Raw genomic sequence first — 15,562 nt, forward strand, 5'->3', positions numbered from 1 at the left:
TTAGCCAATACAAAAGCAGTGTGAGTTGCAAATTTTGAATTGACAGACACACGTTGTTTAACTGTGTTTTTTTTGATTTTCTTATGCACATATCATACCAACATTATTAAAGATGCGATTTTCAATATGTATAATAAATTCTCCTTCTATTCGAAAATTTGAATAGTTTTCTAAAATTACGTATCCCTTATTCTCTATAGAAAGCATAAATTTATTTGCTACAATTTCAGGACTTTCAAGAATAAGTTGGGCATTATTACAAACACTTTTAACCAATGTAATAACATTGCTAAACAGCACATAAGTAATAGCAGTTTTAAAAGCCGGCACAGTAAGCACTGTATTTTGCGACTCAGATTTAGCACCGCATAAAGTAAAAAAAACACCTCCTACAGAAAGGAACAGTAGTAATGTATTTTTTAATATCTTTTTAGGGTGATATTGCATAGTTAAATGTTTGTTTATGTGGGATTGTAAAATTGGTTTACCACACTGGTTTACCAAAAGTATGTATTTTTTTATGATTACAAAAGTTAAAACGAAAATATTAATGAATTTGATAAAAAAGGAAACAAAAAACCTTATAATATTAAATATACAATAAGGTACAACCATTTTTCCTCATATAATCTTACTCGAATAACACAGACCTAAAAATTATTATTTAAACCTTTACAGACTCTATAACATTGCTTTTAAAGCAATTAAGAAATAAGGTTTAAAAGCTCTTAAAGCAGAAAAGAACTAATTTTTAAACTAATTTCAGAAACTATAATCACACTATATTAATTTAAGGTTTTAGTCTGCATAATTTGTGTTCTTGGCAATTCTCTTATATCAATAGAATAAATATTAGAAGCGGGAGATATTGTATAGTTATAATTTGTAGTCCCACCAACTAAAAACAATTTACCATCGGCATAAAAAAGAGATGCATTAAATACATCTAGATCTGTTTTATAAGTATTTAACACTGTAGTTAAAGTATTATAAGTTAACAACGTATCGTCATTAAATATATAAATAATATTGTCGTGTTGGGTTAATGCAGCATTTTCGATGCCTTTAAACAAATCCCCTTCATAATGCCATGTTCCTTTTTCAAGATCATAATATTCAATTGTTTTTAGTGCCTTGTTGTGATATCCGCCAACAAGATAAATCCTATTATTTACAAGTACACCACTAACTTCTTTAGGAGAAGTCATATTTGCCAATTCGTACCAATACCCAGAGTTAACGTTATATATGTATGATTTATCACTAAATACTTTTTCTTTATTTAATTTTATTTTTGTAGAACCTCCCATTACAATAATATTGTCTTTATAGGATACTGCTGCAAAATTTACAGCCTGATGCGGATATGCATTATCCAACTTCAATTCTTTAGTCCCCAAATCGAAGACTTCTATATTATTTTCTAAATATTCTCTTTTTTGGTTCTTAGACAATGTTTTGCCTCCTAAAACATAAACCGTATCGTTTACAGCAACCGCTTCGTGATAAGCCCGTTTTTTAAACTCTAAATCTGAAACGTAAACAGAATCCTTAAGCACATCATACACTTGTAATTTATCGCTATAATTCTCCCATGTCATGTCTAATTTTAAGATTTTTAAAAATTCCGAAAAATCTAGCGCTAATTCCATAGCCTTTCGTCCAGTTTCTTCAATAATCGTTTTATTACCTCCAAAAACGTAAATTTTATGATCTACTAAAACCGATCCAAAATAATCTACTCCAAAATCTAAAGGTTGTACTTTTTTATATTTCAATTCTGGACGTAATATTAAATCAGAAATAACGAGAACCTCATCTAACGCTTCATTCTTTTTAACTAAAAACAGTACATAATTCCGCGATTTTACATCCTCAATCGTATATTTCAAAACACTATACCCAACCATTGAAAACACTACGATATCGCTAGAATGATAGTCCTTAGCAAGCTGTAAATCAAACACCCCATTATTATCAGTCACCGTCCCACTGTCTTTATTTCCTTCAAAATATATGTTTACATTTTCTAAAGGCGTATTTGTTTCCCTATCTAAAACTTTACCATTAAGATGCTGTGCTGTTAAAGTAAATGTTGAAATAAATAATAGAAAAGCTAATTTTATATGAGTTGGATTTTTCAATGTCAGGAAACGCATTTATCAAAATTTTATATTTAAGAATATTTTAAAGATACATGATTAACAAATGAAGCACAATGCCTTTATTAAAAAGGTCTGTTTTTACAATGGAATATAATTTCGATTAAGAACCCCCTATTCTTATTAAATTGATAGACAAAATACATGAGGATTATCATTTTTAAATAGCATAACTATTTGTAATTTTATAAACTTAATTTTTGACATCTAAAACAAACAAAAAACAATGAAAAACGTACTATTTATTGCTTTAGCGCTTCTTATTTTTAGTTGTGGTGATAAAGCTGAAAAAAAGAAATTTGAATACAACACGCCCAAAACCACAAAACCCGCTAAAGTTGTTACAAAAACAGAAGAAGTGACTTCTTTTGAAACTATAGTAGATCTAGAAAACAAAGGTATTGGTCCAATAAAAAGTATTGAATTAGATGAAACTTTAAATATGGATATGGCTAAAAAAGGTGAAGCTTTTTTTAACACAACCTGCGTGGCTTGCCATAAAACCGATAAAAAATTTATTGGTCCTGCTTTAGGTGATATTACCACAAAAAGAAGCCCAGAATGGATTATGAATATGATTATGAATACAGCCCAGATGACAAAAAAAGATCCGCTTGCAATTGGTATTTATGAAGAATATAATAAAGCACCAATGGTAACTGCTCCTGTTAGCGAAGATAATGCAAGAGCTATTGTAGAGTACTTAAGAAGTTTAGCTCAATAAAAATTGAAATAAAATTGCACATTATAATTGTTACCTAAAACAGGTTTGGTCTTTTAAATAAGATTAAACCTGTTTTTAATTTAATAATGTTTTTTCTGTTTTAACTCTAAAACAACGTTCTTCTCCTAAATACAACGGATCTCCATGTTTCTCGGACCAGAAACCATCTAACAGATTTACTGTTAACACACGATACACTACAACGCCCTTAAATTTATTATTATTTTCTCCTAAATAATAAAAATTAATAACCAGAATATTATCCTTAAAAAAGCCTGTACCAAACTGTTCCTGCTCATTATTAATTAGCCACTTAGCTCCTATTCTATTAGTTTTATCTAACCATAATTGAAGTGTACCTCGATACTCATGTTCACCAGCCCCTTGGTTTGTTCCGCTAACAGAAAATGTCCCCACTAAATCTTCAACTGTCATGTTTTTATTTTTTTTTCGACTTTAAAGATACAATGCGTACTCTTGTCTACAAATTATAAACACAACTTACACTTAATATAGATTTCACTAAAATAACATTCATCATAATTTAATAAACACATTACACCTATATTTATCAGAATTAACAACCTGATTTAAATGAAAATAACATATTTAGCCACGGTTTTTTTGTTAATTTTTTCACTATTTTGCAACCCTATTAAATTTTACTAAATGAGCGACAAAGCAACGATTTATGACATTGCTAAAAAATTAAATATTTCTGCAGCTACTGTATCGAGAGCTTTAAATGATCATCCAAAAACAAGCAACAAAACAAAAACACTTGTTCAAGAAACAGCTTTAGAGCTAGGTTACGAACAAAATAAATTAGCCTTAGCCCTTAAAAGTGGTAGGAGTAATAATATTGGGGTAATTGTACCTCGAATAGATATAAACTTTTTCGGTTCGATTATTCGTGGTATTGAAGATGAGTTATATCCTAAAGGCTATCACATTATTATTTGTCAGACACACGATAATGAGCAGAAAGAAATTCAGAATATTAATGCCCTTTTAAATGCTCAGGTAGATGGCATTATTACCTCTATTACAAAAAACACCAAAGACGTATCTATTTTTGATAGAATTTTAAGTAAGAATACCCCGTTAATATTTGTTGATAGGAAATTAGATTTAAAAGGTGCTAGCTCTGTAACTCTAGACGATTTTAAAGGTGCATATATGGCAACACAGCATTTAATAGACCAAGGTTGCAAGCGTATTGCACATCTCACCGTTATTGGTTATCAATCTGTAGGCATTTACAAAGAACGTTTAGAAGGCTATGTTCAAGCTTTAAAAGATAATAACATCCCTTTTGAAGAGCGCTTAGTATTAGAAACTGAAAACGATTTGAGTAGCGGTAAAAAAGCAGGTCAAAAGATTCTGAAATTTAAAGAAAGACCTGACGGTATTTTTTCGTCGAGTGATTTTATGATACTTGGAGTGATAAAAGAAATTAAGGCAAATGGCATAAAAATACCTGAAGATATTGCTGTAATTGGTTTTAGTAACGAACCGTTTACAAAATTTATGGAGAATCCTATTTCGTCTGTAGATCAATGTGCTTTAGAAATGGGTAAACTTGCGGCAAAAGTATTTTTAGATCAAATTATTGATCCGAAATTATTAAAAGTTGAAAAGAATGTAATTCTTGCTCCGAAATTAAAAATTCGTCAGTCATCTACCAGAAAACCTATTAAGGATTAATCTAGTAAAGGTACTATTAATATAGGAATTTTAGATTCATCTATAAGTTGCTCAGAAGTACTTCCTATAATAGCTTTATAAAAAAAACCATGTTTTTCACGACCAGAAATAATTAAATCGGCTTCTAATCGCTCTGCCTCTTTTAATATTGTTTTAATGGTTGCGCCTTCTACCAACAAGCTTTCTGTTTCTACATGACGTTCATTCATTTCAAAAGCATATTGACGAAGCTTTTTATGTTCAACTTTTAACTCTTTTGCTCTAGAATCTCTAACCTCTATCGGCCCAACTCCATAGCCAACAAAATCTGGATCTGGAGCTGCAATATGCATAATCCATAATTTAGAATGAAAAACGATGGCTAATTCATATGCTTTTTCAAGTAATATTTTTTCTTTGCCATTAAAATCGATAGTGACTAAAATATTTTTCATAATTAATACTTTAAGATTAAATAGCGAATGTTTTGCTATCTCTAAGATACTAAATATTAGTTTTACATACTATTTTAAGGCCATAAGCTATTGTTAATTAAGGTTGGTTTTCTGAATATTTACATCTCTTTAGAGTAAGATTGCCAAGACCGCATTCTACCAATATACATTTTTAAATAATTCTCGGTAAGAAAAATATTAGACCAATCGAAACGTTGCGACTGTACACCTAGATAAAAAATCCAAACAGACATTCCGGCTACTGGAATTAACTGTAATTCGTCTTCAGATAATTGTAAAACACTTTGATAGCCTGCTAAAAATTTAGCTTTTTTAAGTTCATATATAGATTTATCTACTTCGATATGAAATAGCTGTTTACAGAAATAAGCAACGTCCAGAATACACCAACCATTGCCACAAAAATCGAAATCAAAAACGGTTATTTCTGTACTATTTTTTACGCTCATATTATCGTACCAAATATCTAAATGTACAATTCCAGATCTCATCTTTGTCTTGTCTACTGCCGCAAATTGTTTCTTAATTTCTTTAGATTGTGCTTTAATAAATTCCATTTCAGGAAGGGTATCTTTAAAATAAGCATTTGCATAAGTGAATGGTAAATCTAATAATGTTTTTGAAGTATATTGGATGCGATTAAGCGACTCATTCTCTGTTATTTTATGAAATTCGGCCATTAATTTTCCTACAGAAAAACAAGAACCTTCATCCATAAAACGAAGCTTTTCACCTTCTGCAAACGAAAACAATACCCCAAACCTAAGTCCTTCTGGCGCTTGAATATGTTGAATTAATATTCCTTTTTTATCTGGAATAGGATACGAAATACTAATCGTATGTGCTTTAAGCATATTTAACAAACGAAGCTCTTCTTCAATTTGATTTTTTGTCCGCCATTCATGACAGTATACTCGAAATACATACTTTTTATTTTCATTAGACACAAAATACGTATGATTCATTCCTGTTCTAAACAAAGTGCATGAACAAGACTCGTAGAAACCATAAATTTCTATCAAAAAAAGACGTAAAGCTGAAGATGAAAGTGTAGATGTAGTAACAGGAAATACAGACATTAATTAGTGAAGATTTAGTAGTATTTATTAAGAATAAGAAACTACTGATTAAAAAAATAAATACGGTATTTTACTGAAAATTTTTAAATACTTCAGGATCGATACCTTTACCAAAATTCCGAATTCCACTCATGGCTTGTTTCATGGTAATAGACACGTATTTACAATCTGAAGTTAAGAAATAACGCACATCTCCTCCGTCCATTCTCGGTGCATCTGGAATGTAAATTGCCAAAAAATTAGGCTGACTTTTATCGGTTATAAAAGCGATACTAAATACGTTATCTTCTTTTAACAAAATAGGCTCCCAAAAGTTTTGCTTTTTATAATCACTTTCTGAAATAAATCTGTATTTCATCATCTGGAAAGACGGAAAATGGTAAAAAAGTGTCGCTTCAAACCTATTACTCCACTGTTTTAAAAACCCATTTACAATAAAGTAACCACAAACTAAACTAATAAGAAATATCATTAAAGAACTAACTAGTAAAACAGCTCCAGGTCCAAGAACAGAAGTTAAATTAAATCTATGTGTTAATGCATGTCCTAATGGCATTAAAATGGTTAATGCTTTCCCAAATAAAATCAATAATATAAGAGTAGGAACAACAACAAAAAGGGTTCCTGTAACCACATATCTTAAAATTAATCTATAACTTTTCATGAAAACGGACCTTTTTTTTAAATGATTATAAAGGCTGAAGGTAATAAAACCAAGTCATTTAATTAAGCCAGAATATTATGCTAGTTTGTTTTTTCAATAATAACTTTCATGGCTTGAGACAGTTTTTCTGCTCCCAGATGAGATAAATGTGTTTTATCCTTCCAATATTTAAGCTGTTTATCATCCTTAAAAAAGTCGACTAAATCATAATAAACCAAACCTTTATCCTCCAATAATGCTTTAAATTTAGCATTAACAATGGTACAAGGATATTCGTATTTAGGAGAAGTAAATAAAATAAGCTTCTTGTTATTAGCATCGCAAAACGATTTGATATCAGACAATGCCTTTGTATAAATATCGTTCATTGTGTAATTTGTACCGCAAAAAGCTTCTACATCTATAACATCTCCACGGTCTATAATATTCTTAAAAATTTCACGCTGCATACTAGTTACCATAATAGGTTCGTAACCTAGCTGTTTAGCATAATCGTCTTTGGGTTCCAAATAATTTTTTAAAATCCCTAAAACCTTTCCATTATAACTTAAACTCCAGAAAAACTTTTGTAAACTATTATTTTTGCTCAACTTATCTATCTCTCTTTTTATATCCTTATCTCTGTTATATTTAGACACCAGAGCTGCAATATCTCCGCCATCATACTTTGGATTAAAGGCGTAATTAGGATCAATGTGTAACAAAACAGTTTGCGATTTATGTTCTGGTAAAAGTTGTATTAAAACAGAAGAATATGCAATTTTAGCTCCGTCCATACCAATATTAAAACTGTTTTTAGAAACTACACGAGGATCTATATTATGATTTGCTCTAGAGCTACCGTAAACAATAAAATCTACACTGTCTTTAACTTTTAAATATTGATTTAATTTACCAATACTCTGACCAGAATACACCTTATCACTAATTTTATTTAAAACCAGAAAAACAGCTTTATCTACCACAAAAGATATCACTAACACAAAAAGTGCAATCTTAACCAGATATTTTAAATTCTCTTTATTCATATTTTAAAATTGAAAATAAATAAAATTATTAGACGATGAATAAAATAGATTAATAAGTGTGATTATAACCGCAGCAATAACTGCAATTTTAACACCACTAAACTTAGACCCAAGTTCCTCTAAATCTATCTTCTTATTAAACAAATACAAATCAAAAATAATCCCTATTGCTAGAACAAATATAGAAGAAGCCATAACATTTAGATCGCCTATATATGGCACACCTAAATTAAACTGAAATATTTTTGTAATCGCTAAACTAGCCGAATGCAAATCTTGTGCTCTAAAGAAAACCCAAGACAATAATACAACACAGAAAGTTATAGGATAGCCCAAAAATCCAACTCTTTTAAATTTATTTAAAATTCCCGTTGCTTTTAAATACTTTTCTATACTTAACACAGTACCGTGAATACCACCCCAAATTATAAAATTCCAGGAACTACCATGCCACAACCCTCCAAGCAACATGGTTAGCATTAGGTTACGATAGGTAATTTTAATACCTTTTCTATTCCCACCTAGCGATATGTATAGATAATCCCTTAACCAATACGATAAAGACATATGCCATTTTCGCCAAAACTCTGTAAGTGATTTTGAGAAATAAGGGATATTGAAATTCTGATGAAATTTAAACCCTAGTAATTTAGCTGTTCCTATAGCAATATCTGAATATCCAGAAAAATCATAATAAATTTGAAAAGCATATAAAAATGTAGCAATTATTATAGTTGTAGAATTATAAAGGCTAACATCTCCGTAAACCAGATCTACATAAGCCCCAATAGTATCTGCTATAACTATTTTACGAAATAACCCAACCAGTATTTGAATAACACCTTCATTAAACCATGTTTTTTTAAAGACTCTTGGTTTTTCTATTTGTGGTAATAAATTAGAAGCTCTTTCTATAGGGCCAGCAACTAATTGAGGGAAAAATGCGATATAGGTAAAGAAAGAAATCAAGTCTTTAGTAGGCTCAAATTCTTTTCTATAAATATCGATGGTGTAACTTAAGGTCTGAAATGTATAAAAACTAATTCCTACAGGAAGTATAATATTTAGCGTGAGATCGTTTGGTTGCCAACCAAGAATATGCATTAAATCGGTAAAAGATTCTGCAAAAAAATTATAATATTTAAATACAGAAAGCATCCCCAAGTTCGCGATTAAACTTACCATGAGCCACCTTTTTCGTAATTGATGTGTCTGCGCCTTAAAAATCTGTAAACCAGCTGTAAAATCTATAAAAGAACTTACAATAATTAAAGACAAAAACCTCCAATCCCACCACGCATAGAACACATAGCTACAAATTAGCAATAATACATTTTGCTTTTTCAAATTGTTATTCAGTAACCAATAGGCGACAAAAACAAGAGGAAAAAAAATCAAAAAATCGAAAGAATTAAATAGCATTTAAATTAAAATTATGTTCAAATAGTGTTATACTATGTTCATTTAAAAAAATTGTAATATTAAAATTCTAAAAGCAAAGCTTCCGTAATAACCATTTGTTTAATGATTAAATGTAGTCGTTCAGCTTTTAATATCTTTATTTGGGGAGAGGATTAATCTTAACACATCATCAGAAATAGTTTTTGGCAACAACTATTTTCAATATACTTTTTTGTCAATTACACTTTTATGTGAAAATTGTTTTTATCAATATAAATTTCGTAAACTAAATTATGAAAAAGAAAATAAACCACAAATGCACTACAAAAAATTAAATTTATAAAATTATAGAACAATATTAACGTCACAGGAATTAGAGCGAAATATAGATCGTTTTTTTTCATTTGAGCGAGTTTAAATTTCAGTGATTAAAAAACTCGAAAATTAAGAAATACGAATCTTATTTCCTAAATAAAATTAAAGGATTAGCAAAATTACCCGCTTCAAAACCGCCACACAATACTACTGAATAACAATACATTACACAACTCAGGACGTTTACCTAAGAAATCTATCCGATTAACGTTTAAATTCCCTTTACAATAGAAAACATAGTATTTTAAATAGAATTAATTTAAACTAAAAAACATTATGAAGATCTTAAAAAATTTATTTGTCTTGTTGGTTATATGCAGTATGTCTGTTGCGGTAAATGCACAAAGTAAAAAAGACATGAAGGTAATTGAAGAATCTGATGCTGCTGTAAAAACACTTTTAGATGTTAATCCTGAGTTAAAAGATTTTTTCGACAAATCTGCTGGTTGTGTAATATTTCCTAATGTAGGTAAAGGTGGGTTTATTATTGGTGGTGCTTCCGGGAATGGAGTATTATATCAATACGGACAAAAAAAAGGCATGGCCGGTTTAAAAGAAGTTAGTATTGGTTTACAAGCTGGAGGGCAAGCTTTAATTGAAGTTATATTTTTTGAAAAACTAGAAGATGTTGAAAAATTTAAAGAAGGAAAATTCGAATTCGATGCAGGTGTTTCTGCTGTCGCTTTAAAATCGGGAGAAAGCTTAGATGCAAAATACAAAGACGGTGTTGCGGTGTTTACACATTCTAAAGCCGGATTAATGGCTGAAGCATCTGTTGGAGGTCAAAAATTCAGTTATAAGGCATTCGAATAATTAAAACAGATACTCAAACATAAAAAGGGTTCAATATTTTAAATATTGAACCCTTTTTATATTAAATTATTTCAAAAAATAAAGTTAAATACGTTCTCTACGTTTAATTATAATTTTCTGAAAACTAGATGGTGTTAATCCTGTTATTTTTTTAAACTGTCCAGACAAATGTGCGACACTGCTGTATTGCAACCGGTGTGCTATTTCTGTTAATGTTAAATTTTTATTACTAGACATGAGTTCTTTTGCATAATCTATCTTTTTTAAAATGACGAAATTCTCGATTGAAGAATAAGTTACTTCAGAAAAGACTGCCGACAAGTAACTGTAGGAGTAATTCAATTTCTCTGAAAGCATAGTAGACGTATTATACGCTTTATCTTCATCGTAATTATAAATCATTTCAGAAACAAGATCTTTAATACGCTGTACCAATACATCTTTTTCGTCTTGAATAATTTCTATTCCATAAAATTCTAACCCTGAAATTAGAGCTTCTTTTTTATCTTGTTTTAAACTTGAAGCCAATTCAATTTCTCCAATTCCGTTTAATGTAAATGGAATTTGCAAAGCATTAAGTTGTGCTTCTAACACACGTTTACAAACTACTTGGTAATCGAATTTAACGAATAATTTCATATTTCTTCTTTAATAATAACCTCGGCAAAATACAAATATCTTTGTCATGTTATGTATTTAATATTTGTATTTCATACCACATTAAATAAAAAAAAGAATACGATGTGCAACTCACTTTTCAATTAATCACTTGATAAAATATTCGACTTCTCTGAATAATTTTCTTCTGGTATAGCTTTAAAAAATTCAGCTTCTTCTAAATTTGCCGAAGGTCCGAAGCCTGTTAAAAAGGTTCCTTTAGAATCCATTGGAGTTTCTATCACATACAAAATAGACATGTCTGAAGGATTACTCATTCCCTCGTAACGATGTTCTGCAACAACTTTCACCTCATCTGTGCTAAAGGTTTCTTTGGTATCTAAATCGACTAAAACATCTCCATTAACACGGTAATTTGAAGTATAACCTTTCTTTTGGTACTTCGTTATAAAATCCGTTTCATGCTTAGCGAATTCGTCTGAAATAATCATAATGTTTTGTTTTTAAGATTAATAAAAAAAGGGCATATTCCTGAGAACACGCCCTTTTTAATGATAAATAGAAAGTAAATATTTTGTCTTTCTTTTTTAATCTACGGCGTCTTCAACGTCGTCGGCAGCATCTTCAATACCGTCTCCAACATCATCGGCGACATCCTTGATTTTATCTCCTGTAGTTTTTTGGTCTCTACAACTTGTAAATGTTGATAAAGACGCTGTCATTGCTATAGCAATTAAAAATATATAAGCTGATTTTTTCATTGTTGTGGTTTTAAATGGTTATTGATTACTTAATTGTATTTCGCCCTGTAAAGAGTGAAATAACAAATAGCACTAAAAATATAAAGAATAATATTTTTGCAATTCCTGCAGCTCCTGCTGCTATTCCACCGAATCCAAAAATTGCGGCGACTATTGCTAAAATTACGAATGTTACTGTCCAACGTAGCATAATATATGGTTTTAAATGGTTAATATTAATTTGAAATAATTGTTATATCATTTCCTTACTGTAAAGATATTACAGAAGTAAAAGACCACTTAACTGTATCAATTCTAAACTTAACGCAAATAAAGCAACCCGCATATTTACAAGCATTTACAGGACTTACCACGCTTTTAATATCTAAACAACGATTTAAAACAACTATTATAAATAAAAAAAATCTGAGCAAGAATTAAACACATGCTCAGACTTTAATACATTATTTTTTATTTAAATTTAATTACAAACGCATACCGTCTGTATTAGGATTTTCCTGTCCATACTTTTCTTTATAAATACGTAAGACAAGTAAAAATAAACTAATTAATAAGGGGCCAAAAACGAGTCCGATAAATCCAAATAGAGGTACACCAACCAACACTCCAAAAAGGGTAATTAACGGATGCACATCATCTAAACGTTTCAAAATAAATAGACGAAGTAAATTATCGGTAGAGCTAATTACAACTAATCCATATATTAAAATCCCCCAAGCTTGAGTATCGTTACCATTTATAAGAGACAGTACAAATACAGGTAAGGTTCCTATTAAAGTTCCCACAAACGGAATCATTGAACCTACAAAAACAATCAATGACCAGAAAAAAGGATCTTGAATATTAAAAATAAGAAAACCTATTAAAGCTACAATTCCTTGTGCAAAGGCAACCAAAGGAATACCAATTGCATTCGATTTTACCATAGCCAAACTATCACGACCAATAACACGTAAATTATCGTTACCTATAGGAATATAATCCAACATGGCTTTCTGTAATGCCTTCCGATTACTAAGCATAAAATATAACATAACATACATTATAGCTATACCTATAATCATATTAAATGTACTTCCAAGAAAATCTGGAACATTATCTGAAAGCCAACTAGAAATAGATGTAGCATCTATTTTTGAAGTAAATTGATAACCTAATTCATGCTCCCAAGTAAATACCTGATCTTTTATTGTTTTTATAAAATCTTCAGATTTAGATACAGCTTTCTCTACGCGGCTTCCCAATAAGAGAAGTGTTACTGTTATAGGAATAAGAATCCCTATAAAAGACAGAAACAATAATAATGCTGCTGCTAAGGATGGTTTCCATCCTTTTTTCAACAAAAACTTCATAGGTCTTTGTAAAAGAACAAAGAACGTAATTGCCCCTAGAATACCCGATAAATATGGAATTAACTCCATAAATATCATAAGAGCAAAAGAACATATAAGCAACAAAATAAAAATTTGTCTTATTATACTTGGAGATATTTTTTTATGCATATGATTGTAGTAATAATGTGAGTTCCTATATAAATGTATTGATTTAATGGTTACGCAAGGCTGAAATTAATTCCTTTTTATTCATCGTTGAGCGACCTTGAATATCTATTTTTTTAGCCTGATTATATAATTCGGATTTTGTACGGTCTTCATAAGCAGAAGCTTCTCCGCCATGTGTTCCTGAATTAGGAGCATTTGCTATTCTTGCAGATTTTTCTTTACTATACCCTTTATCTCTTAAAGCATCATATTGTGCTTCATTTTTTATTCTTGATCTATTCATAATAATGTTATTAACTCTTCTAAATCAAATTTCGAGAGATATTTTTATATAAATTAATGCTAAACCATCAATTATTAGCTCAACCACTCTATAAAAAAAATAAACTAACAGCTTAAAATTTTACACTCAACTCTATGTAATAAATACAAATAACTTATAAAAATAGTAGATCTCGATTGGATTAAAAATTAAAGTAAAACAGCTAATCGACTCTTTAGGTTTCAAGTAATTTTACACCAGTATTAACCATAAAAACAAAGTCATGAACAAAGATCAATTAGAAGGAAAATGGAAACAAGTTAAAGGTCAGTTTAAACAAAAATATGGTAAAGTTACCGAAGACGATTTAACATACTCTGAAGGTAAATTCGACGAAATGATTGGAAAACTTCAAGAAAAAACAGGAAAAACCAAAGAAGAACTTCAAGACGAAATAAATAATTGGTAATTTTTTTGTTAGCTAATTTTAAAAAAGGTGAGCCTCGTTTAATATAATATTAAACGAGGCTTTTTAATGTGCAATTAATTATATTTTTATGCCTTTGTTTTTAATCTGGCATGAGCTGTAGGAGTAATATCTATGGTATAATGTTTAGCATATACCCAAGTAAACTGGGCTCCAAAAAACAGAATAAGACAAGAATAAGATACCCAAAGTAATATTAAAACTACAGTTCCTGCTGCTCCGTAAGTAGAACCTGGATCTGCTTTCGAAAAATAATACCCCAATAAAGATTGCCCGATAACAAATAAAACAGCAGTTAAAAATCCGCCAGACCATACACTTTTCCATGGTATTTTTGCATTGGGTAAATATTTAAACATAAGCGAAAACAGTGCAGATATTATGGTTAACGATAAACTTAAGTCTATTACATAAGCAGCGTATAAAACCACATCTGGAAATATTTTTTGGATATAACTATTTAATATTGAAATACTAGCCGACACCATAAGACTCACTAACAGCAAAAAACCTACAACTAGAATAAAAGCAAAACTACGTACACGACTTAATAAAATACGAGTAAAATTAGACCCTGGTTTCATCTCAATATCCCAAACATCATTTAAAGATAATTGCAATTGATAAAACACTCCTGTGGCTCCAAATAGTAAAGTCGCAACACCAACAATTGTAGACCATAGATTATTCTCAGAGTTTTGAGTCTCGGCAATCATAGTTTGTATCGAAGACGCAGCATCGCTTCCTAAAATTTCAGAGATTTGCTTTGTTAATTCACCTTCAACAATCTCAGCCCCCCAAACCGAACCAATTACATTTATAATAATAACTAAAAGCCCTGGTAGTGATAAAATGGAATAATATGCAATAATGGCACTTAAACGCCATGGATCACTCTCTAACCATCTATTAAAGGTTTCTTTAAACAAAAAAGGTACATCTTTAAGTTTTAATTTATTTTGAAAGACATGATCCATAGTTATATACTGCTTTTAAACTTCAAAAATAAGGAATAAAATGCACCCTAAAATATGGATGTTAACTCAAATAAAATTTAACAAAAAATTACGATTCGAGCACATCTAAAATGCGATTAAGTCAAAGCAATCTATCTTTAAACCTTAATTTTGACAAGATAAATAATCTGAATTTGTGTTATCCTAATCATATTTTAGCAGTACAAATTATATCAGATTACACTTTAAATTAAACTAAAACAATAAAGGTTATGGAATTACAATTTGAATATGTGAACATACCTAAAAATAATTATTTCGAATATTTAGTTGAAGAGCATTTAAATCCGCTTGCGAAAAAATTCCCAATAGTTTTAGGTGCACATGTATTTTTCAAGGTTAAAAATAAATCACACCTTCAAGACAATGTATGCAAAATAAAATTAAACACAATGGAATCGATAATCTATGCCATTGCTGAAGAGGCTTCTATAGAAATAGCTATTAAAAAAACATCGCTTGCATTAGAATCTAAATTAAAAGATACCTCTGAAAAAAATTAATCGCA

The 15,562-nt window shown here is 29.9% G+C and carries 20 protein-coding genes; 5 read left to right on the forward strand and 15 right to left on the reverse strand.

What is annotated here, in order from left to right:
* Positions 1-81: 81 nt before the first annotated feature.
* On the reverse strand, positions 82-447 hold the full coding sequence (locus Q1B05_RS10190; RefSeq protein ID WP_299780290.1) for a hypothetical protein: 366 nt from the start codon (positions 445-447) through the stop codon (positions 82-84).
* 338 nt (positions 448-785) lie between these two features.
* Positions 786-2,159, reverse strand: a complete 1,374-nt coding sequence (locus Q1B05_RS10195; protein WP_299780292.1) for a carboxypeptidase-like regulatory domain-containing protein — start codon at positions 2,157-2,159, stop codon at positions 786-788.
* Positions 2,160-2,388: 229 nt separating this feature from the next.
* On the opposite strand from Q1B05_RS10195, the gene Q1B05_RS10200 reads away from it, so the two are divergent.
* Positions 2,389-2,886, forward strand: a complete 498-nt coding sequence (locus Q1B05_RS10200; protein ID WP_299780293.1) for a cytochrome c — start codon at positions 2,389-2,391, stop codon at positions 2,884-2,886.
* A 75-nt stretch (positions 2,887-2,961) separates the two neighbouring features.
* Here Q1B05_RS10200 and Q1B05_RS10205 read toward each other — a convergent pair whose 3' ends face one another.
* Positions 2,962-3,321 carry a hypothetical protein gene (locus Q1B05_RS10205; RefSeq protein WP_299780295.1) on the reverse strand — a complete coding sequence of 120 codons (360 nt, stop codon included), beginning with the start codon at positions 3,319-3,321 and terminating at the stop codon, positions 2,962-2,964.
* 234 nt (positions 3,322-3,555) lie between these two features.
* Here Q1B05_RS10205 and Q1B05_RS10210 point away from each other — a divergent pair, with 234 nt between their 5' ends.
* Positions 3,556-4,593, forward strand: a complete 1,038-nt coding sequence (locus tag Q1B05_RS10210) for a LacI family DNA-binding transcriptional regulator (protein ID WP_299780297.1) — start codon at positions 3,556-3,558, stop codon at positions 4,591-4,593.
* On the opposite strand, the gene Q1B05_RS10215 is transcribed toward Q1B05_RS10210, so the two are convergent.
* The 5 genes from Q1B05_RS10215 to Q1B05_RS10235 all read right to left on the reverse strand — a co-directional run bounded on the left by Q1B05_RS10215 (position 4,590) and on the right by Q1B05_RS10235 (position 9,166).
* Positions 4,590-5,027, reverse strand: a complete 438-nt coding sequence (locus tag Q1B05_RS10215) for a universal stress protein (RefSeq protein ID WP_299780299.1) — start codon at positions 5,025-5,027, stop codon at positions 4,590-4,592. The genes Q1B05_RS10210 and Q1B05_RS10215 overlap by 4 nt on opposite strands.
* A 119-nt stretch (positions 5,028-5,146) precedes the next feature.
* Positions 5,147-6,127 carry a phosphotransferase gene (locus tag Q1B05_RS10220; RefSeq protein ID WP_299780301.1) on the reverse strand — a complete coding sequence of 327 codons (981 nt, stop codon included), beginning with the start codon at positions 6,125-6,127 and terminating at the stop codon, positions 5,147-5,149.
* Between the two features lie 70 nt (positions 6,128-6,197).
* Positions 6,198-6,791 (reverse strand): hypothetical protein, encoded by a 594-nt coding sequence (locus Q1B05_RS10225; protein WP_299780303.1) that lies wholly within the window; start codon positions 6,789-6,791, stop codon positions 6,198-6,200.
* A gap of 80 nt (positions 6,792-6,871) precedes the next feature.
* Positions 6,872-7,819 carry a hypothetical protein gene (locus tag Q1B05_RS10230; RefSeq protein WP_299780305.1) on the reverse strand — a complete coding sequence of 316 codons (948 nt, stop codon included), beginning with the start codon at positions 7,817-7,819 and terminating at the stop codon, positions 6,872-6,874.
* Positions 7,820-7,822: 3 nt separating this feature from the next.
* Positions 7,823-9,166, reverse strand: a complete 1,344-nt coding sequence (locus tag Q1B05_RS10235; protein WP_299780307.1) for an MBOAT family O-acyltransferase — start codon at positions 9,164-9,166, stop codon at positions 7,823-7,825.
* A 705-nt stretch (positions 9,167-9,871) separates the two neighbouring features.
* Here Q1B05_RS10235 and Q1B05_RS10240 point away from each other — a divergent pair.
* Positions 9,872-10,408, forward strand: coding sequence for a lipid-binding SYLF domain-containing protein (locus Q1B05_RS10240; RefSeq protein WP_299780309.1), 537 nt, complete (start codon positions 9,872-9,874; stop codon positions 10,406-10,408).
* 84 nt (positions 10,409-10,492) lie between these two features.
* Here the strand turns inward: Q1B05_RS10240 and Q1B05_RS10245 are convergent, their stop codons facing one another.
* From Q1B05_RS10245 to Q1B05_RS10270, 6 genes are all read right to left on the reverse strand, one after another.
* A complete protein-coding gene (locus Q1B05_RS10245) occupies positions 10,493-11,047 on the reverse strand; it encodes an AraC family transcriptional regulator (RefSeq protein WP_299780311.1) in 555 nt (184 codons plus the stop codon).
* 122 nt (positions 11,048-11,169) lie between these two features.
* A complete protein-coding gene (locus Q1B05_RS10250; protein WP_299780313.1) occupies positions 11,170-11,517 on the reverse strand; it encodes a hypothetical protein in 348 nt (115 codons plus the stop codon).
* A gap of 96 nt (positions 11,518-11,613) precedes the next feature.
* Complete coding sequence (locus Q1B05_RS10255; protein ID WP_299780315.1) at positions 11,614-11,787, reverse strand: hypothetical protein; 174 nt, start codon at positions 11,785-11,787, stop codon at positions 11,614-11,616.
* A 25-nt stretch (positions 11,788-11,812) separates the two neighbouring features.
* Positions 11,813-11,977, reverse strand: a complete 165-nt coding sequence (locus Q1B05_RS10260; protein ID WP_083495560.1) for a DUF1328 family protein — start codon at positions 11,975-11,977, stop codon at positions 11,813-11,815.
* 274 nt (positions 11,978-12,251) lie between these two features.
* Positions 12,252-13,289, reverse strand: coding sequence for an AI-2E family transporter (locus Q1B05_RS10265; RefSeq protein ID WP_299780318.1), 1,038 nt, complete (start codon positions 13,287-13,289; stop codon positions 12,252-12,254).
* 43 nt (positions 13,290-13,332) lie between these two features.
* Entirely contained in the window at positions 13,333-13,572 is a 240-nt protein-coding gene (locus Q1B05_RS10270) for a Rho termination factor N-terminal domain-containing protein (protein WP_299780320.1), read from the reverse strand.
* 262 nt (positions 13,573-13,834) lie between these two features.
* On the opposite strand from Q1B05_RS10270, the gene Q1B05_RS10275 reads away from it, so the two are divergent.
* Positions 13,835-14,020, forward strand: coding sequence for a CsbD family protein (locus Q1B05_RS10275; RefSeq protein ID WP_299780322.1), 186 nt, complete (start codon positions 13,835-13,837; stop codon positions 14,018-14,020).
* A gap of 86 nt (positions 14,021-14,106) precedes the next feature.
* Here Q1B05_RS10275 and Q1B05_RS10280 read toward each other — a convergent pair whose 3' ends face one another.
* Positions 14,107-15,015, reverse strand: coding sequence for a YihY/virulence factor BrkB family protein (locus tag Q1B05_RS10280; protein WP_299780323.1), 909 nt, complete (start codon positions 15,013-15,015; stop codon positions 14,107-14,109).
* 251 nt (positions 15,016-15,266) lie between these two features.
* On the opposite strand from Q1B05_RS10280, the gene Q1B05_RS10285 reads away from it, so the two are divergent.
* Positions 15,267-15,557 (forward strand): HPF/RaiA family ribosome-associated protein, encoded by a 291-nt coding sequence (locus Q1B05_RS10285; protein ID WP_299780324.1) that lies wholly within the window; start codon positions 15,267-15,269, stop codon positions 15,555-15,557.
* Positions 15,558-15,562: the final 5 nt, after the last annotated feature.

Source organism: uncultured Formosa sp. (genome assembly GCF_947500765.1).
Classification (GTDB): Bacteria; Bacteroidota; Bacteroidia; order Flavobacteriales; family Flavobacteriaceae; genus Formosa.

Excerpts from the sequence above, each read along its gene's own strand:
- Q1B05_RS10190 (WP_299780290.1), bottom strand. The coding sequence starts at position 447 with ATGCAATATCACCCTAAAAAGATATTAAAAAATACATTACTACTGTTC.
- Q1B05_RS10195 (WP_299780292.1), bottom strand. The coding sequence starts at position 2,159 with ATGCGTTTCCTGACATTGAAAAATCCAACTCATATAAAATTAGCTTTT.
- Q1B05_RS10200 (WP_299780293.1), top strand. The coding sequence starts at position 2,389 with ATGAAAAACGTACTATTTATTGCTTTAGCGCTTCTTATTTTTAGTTGT.
- Q1B05_RS10205 (WP_299780295.1), bottom strand. The coding sequence starts at position 3,321 with ATGACAGTTGAAGATTTAGTGGGGACATTTTCTGTTAGCGGAACAAAC.
- Q1B05_RS10210 (WP_299780297.1), top strand. The coding sequence starts at position 3,556 with ATGAGCGACAAAGCAACGATTTATGACATTGCTAAAAAATTAAATATT.
- Q1B05_RS10215 (WP_299780299.1), bottom strand. The coding sequence starts at position 5,027 with ATGAAAAATATTTTAGTCACTATCGATTTTAATGGCAAAGAAAAAATA.
- Q1B05_RS10220 (WP_299780301.1), bottom strand. The coding sequence starts at position 6,127 with ATGTCTGTATTTCCTGTTACTACATCTACACTTTCATCTTCAGCTTTA.
- Q1B05_RS10225 (WP_299780303.1), bottom strand. The coding sequence starts at position 6,791 with ATGAAAAGTTATAGATTAATTTTAAGATATGTGGTTACAGGAACCCTT.
- Q1B05_RS10230 (WP_299780305.1), bottom strand. The coding sequence starts at position 7,819 with ATGAATAAAGAGAATTTAAAATATCTGGTTAAGATTGCACTTTTTGTG.
- Q1B05_RS10240 (WP_299780309.1), top strand. The coding sequence starts at position 9,872 with ATGAAGATCTTAAAAAATTTATTTGTCTTGTTGGTTATATGCAGTATG.
- Q1B05_RS10245 (WP_299780311.1), bottom strand. The coding sequence starts at position 11,047 with ATGAAATTATTCGTTAAATTCGATTACCAAGTAGTTTGTAAACGTGTG.
- Q1B05_RS10250 (WP_299780313.1), bottom strand. The coding sequence starts at position 11,517 with ATGATTATTTCAGACGAATTCGCTAAGCATGAAACGGATTTTATAACG.
- Q1B05_RS10255 (WP_299780315.1), bottom strand. The coding sequence starts at position 11,787 with ATGAAAAAATCAGCTTATATATTTTTAATTGCTATAGCAATGACAGCG.
- Q1B05_RS10260 (WP_083495560.1), bottom strand. The coding sequence starts at position 11,977 with ATGCTACGTTGGACAGTAACATTCGTAATTTTAGCAATAGTCGCCGCA.
- Q1B05_RS10265 (WP_299780318.1), bottom strand. The coding sequence starts at position 13,289 with ATGCATAAAAAAATATCTCCAAGTATAATAAGACAAATTTTTATTTTG.
- Q1B05_RS10270 (WP_299780320.1), bottom strand. The coding sequence starts at position 13,572 with ATGAATAGATCAAGAATAAAAAATGAAGCACAATATGATGCTTTAAGA.
- Q1B05_RS10275 (WP_299780322.1), top strand. The coding sequence starts at position 13,835 with ATGAACAAAGATCAATTAGAAGGAAAATGGAAACAAGTTAAAGGTCAG.
- Q1B05_RS10280 (WP_299780323.1), bottom strand. The coding sequence starts at position 15,015 with ATGGATCATGTCTTTCAAAATAAATTAAAACTTAAAGATGTACCTTTT.
- Q1B05_RS10285 (WP_299780324.1), top strand. The coding sequence starts at position 15,267 with ATGGAATTACAATTTGAATATGTGAACATACCTAAAAATAATTATTTC.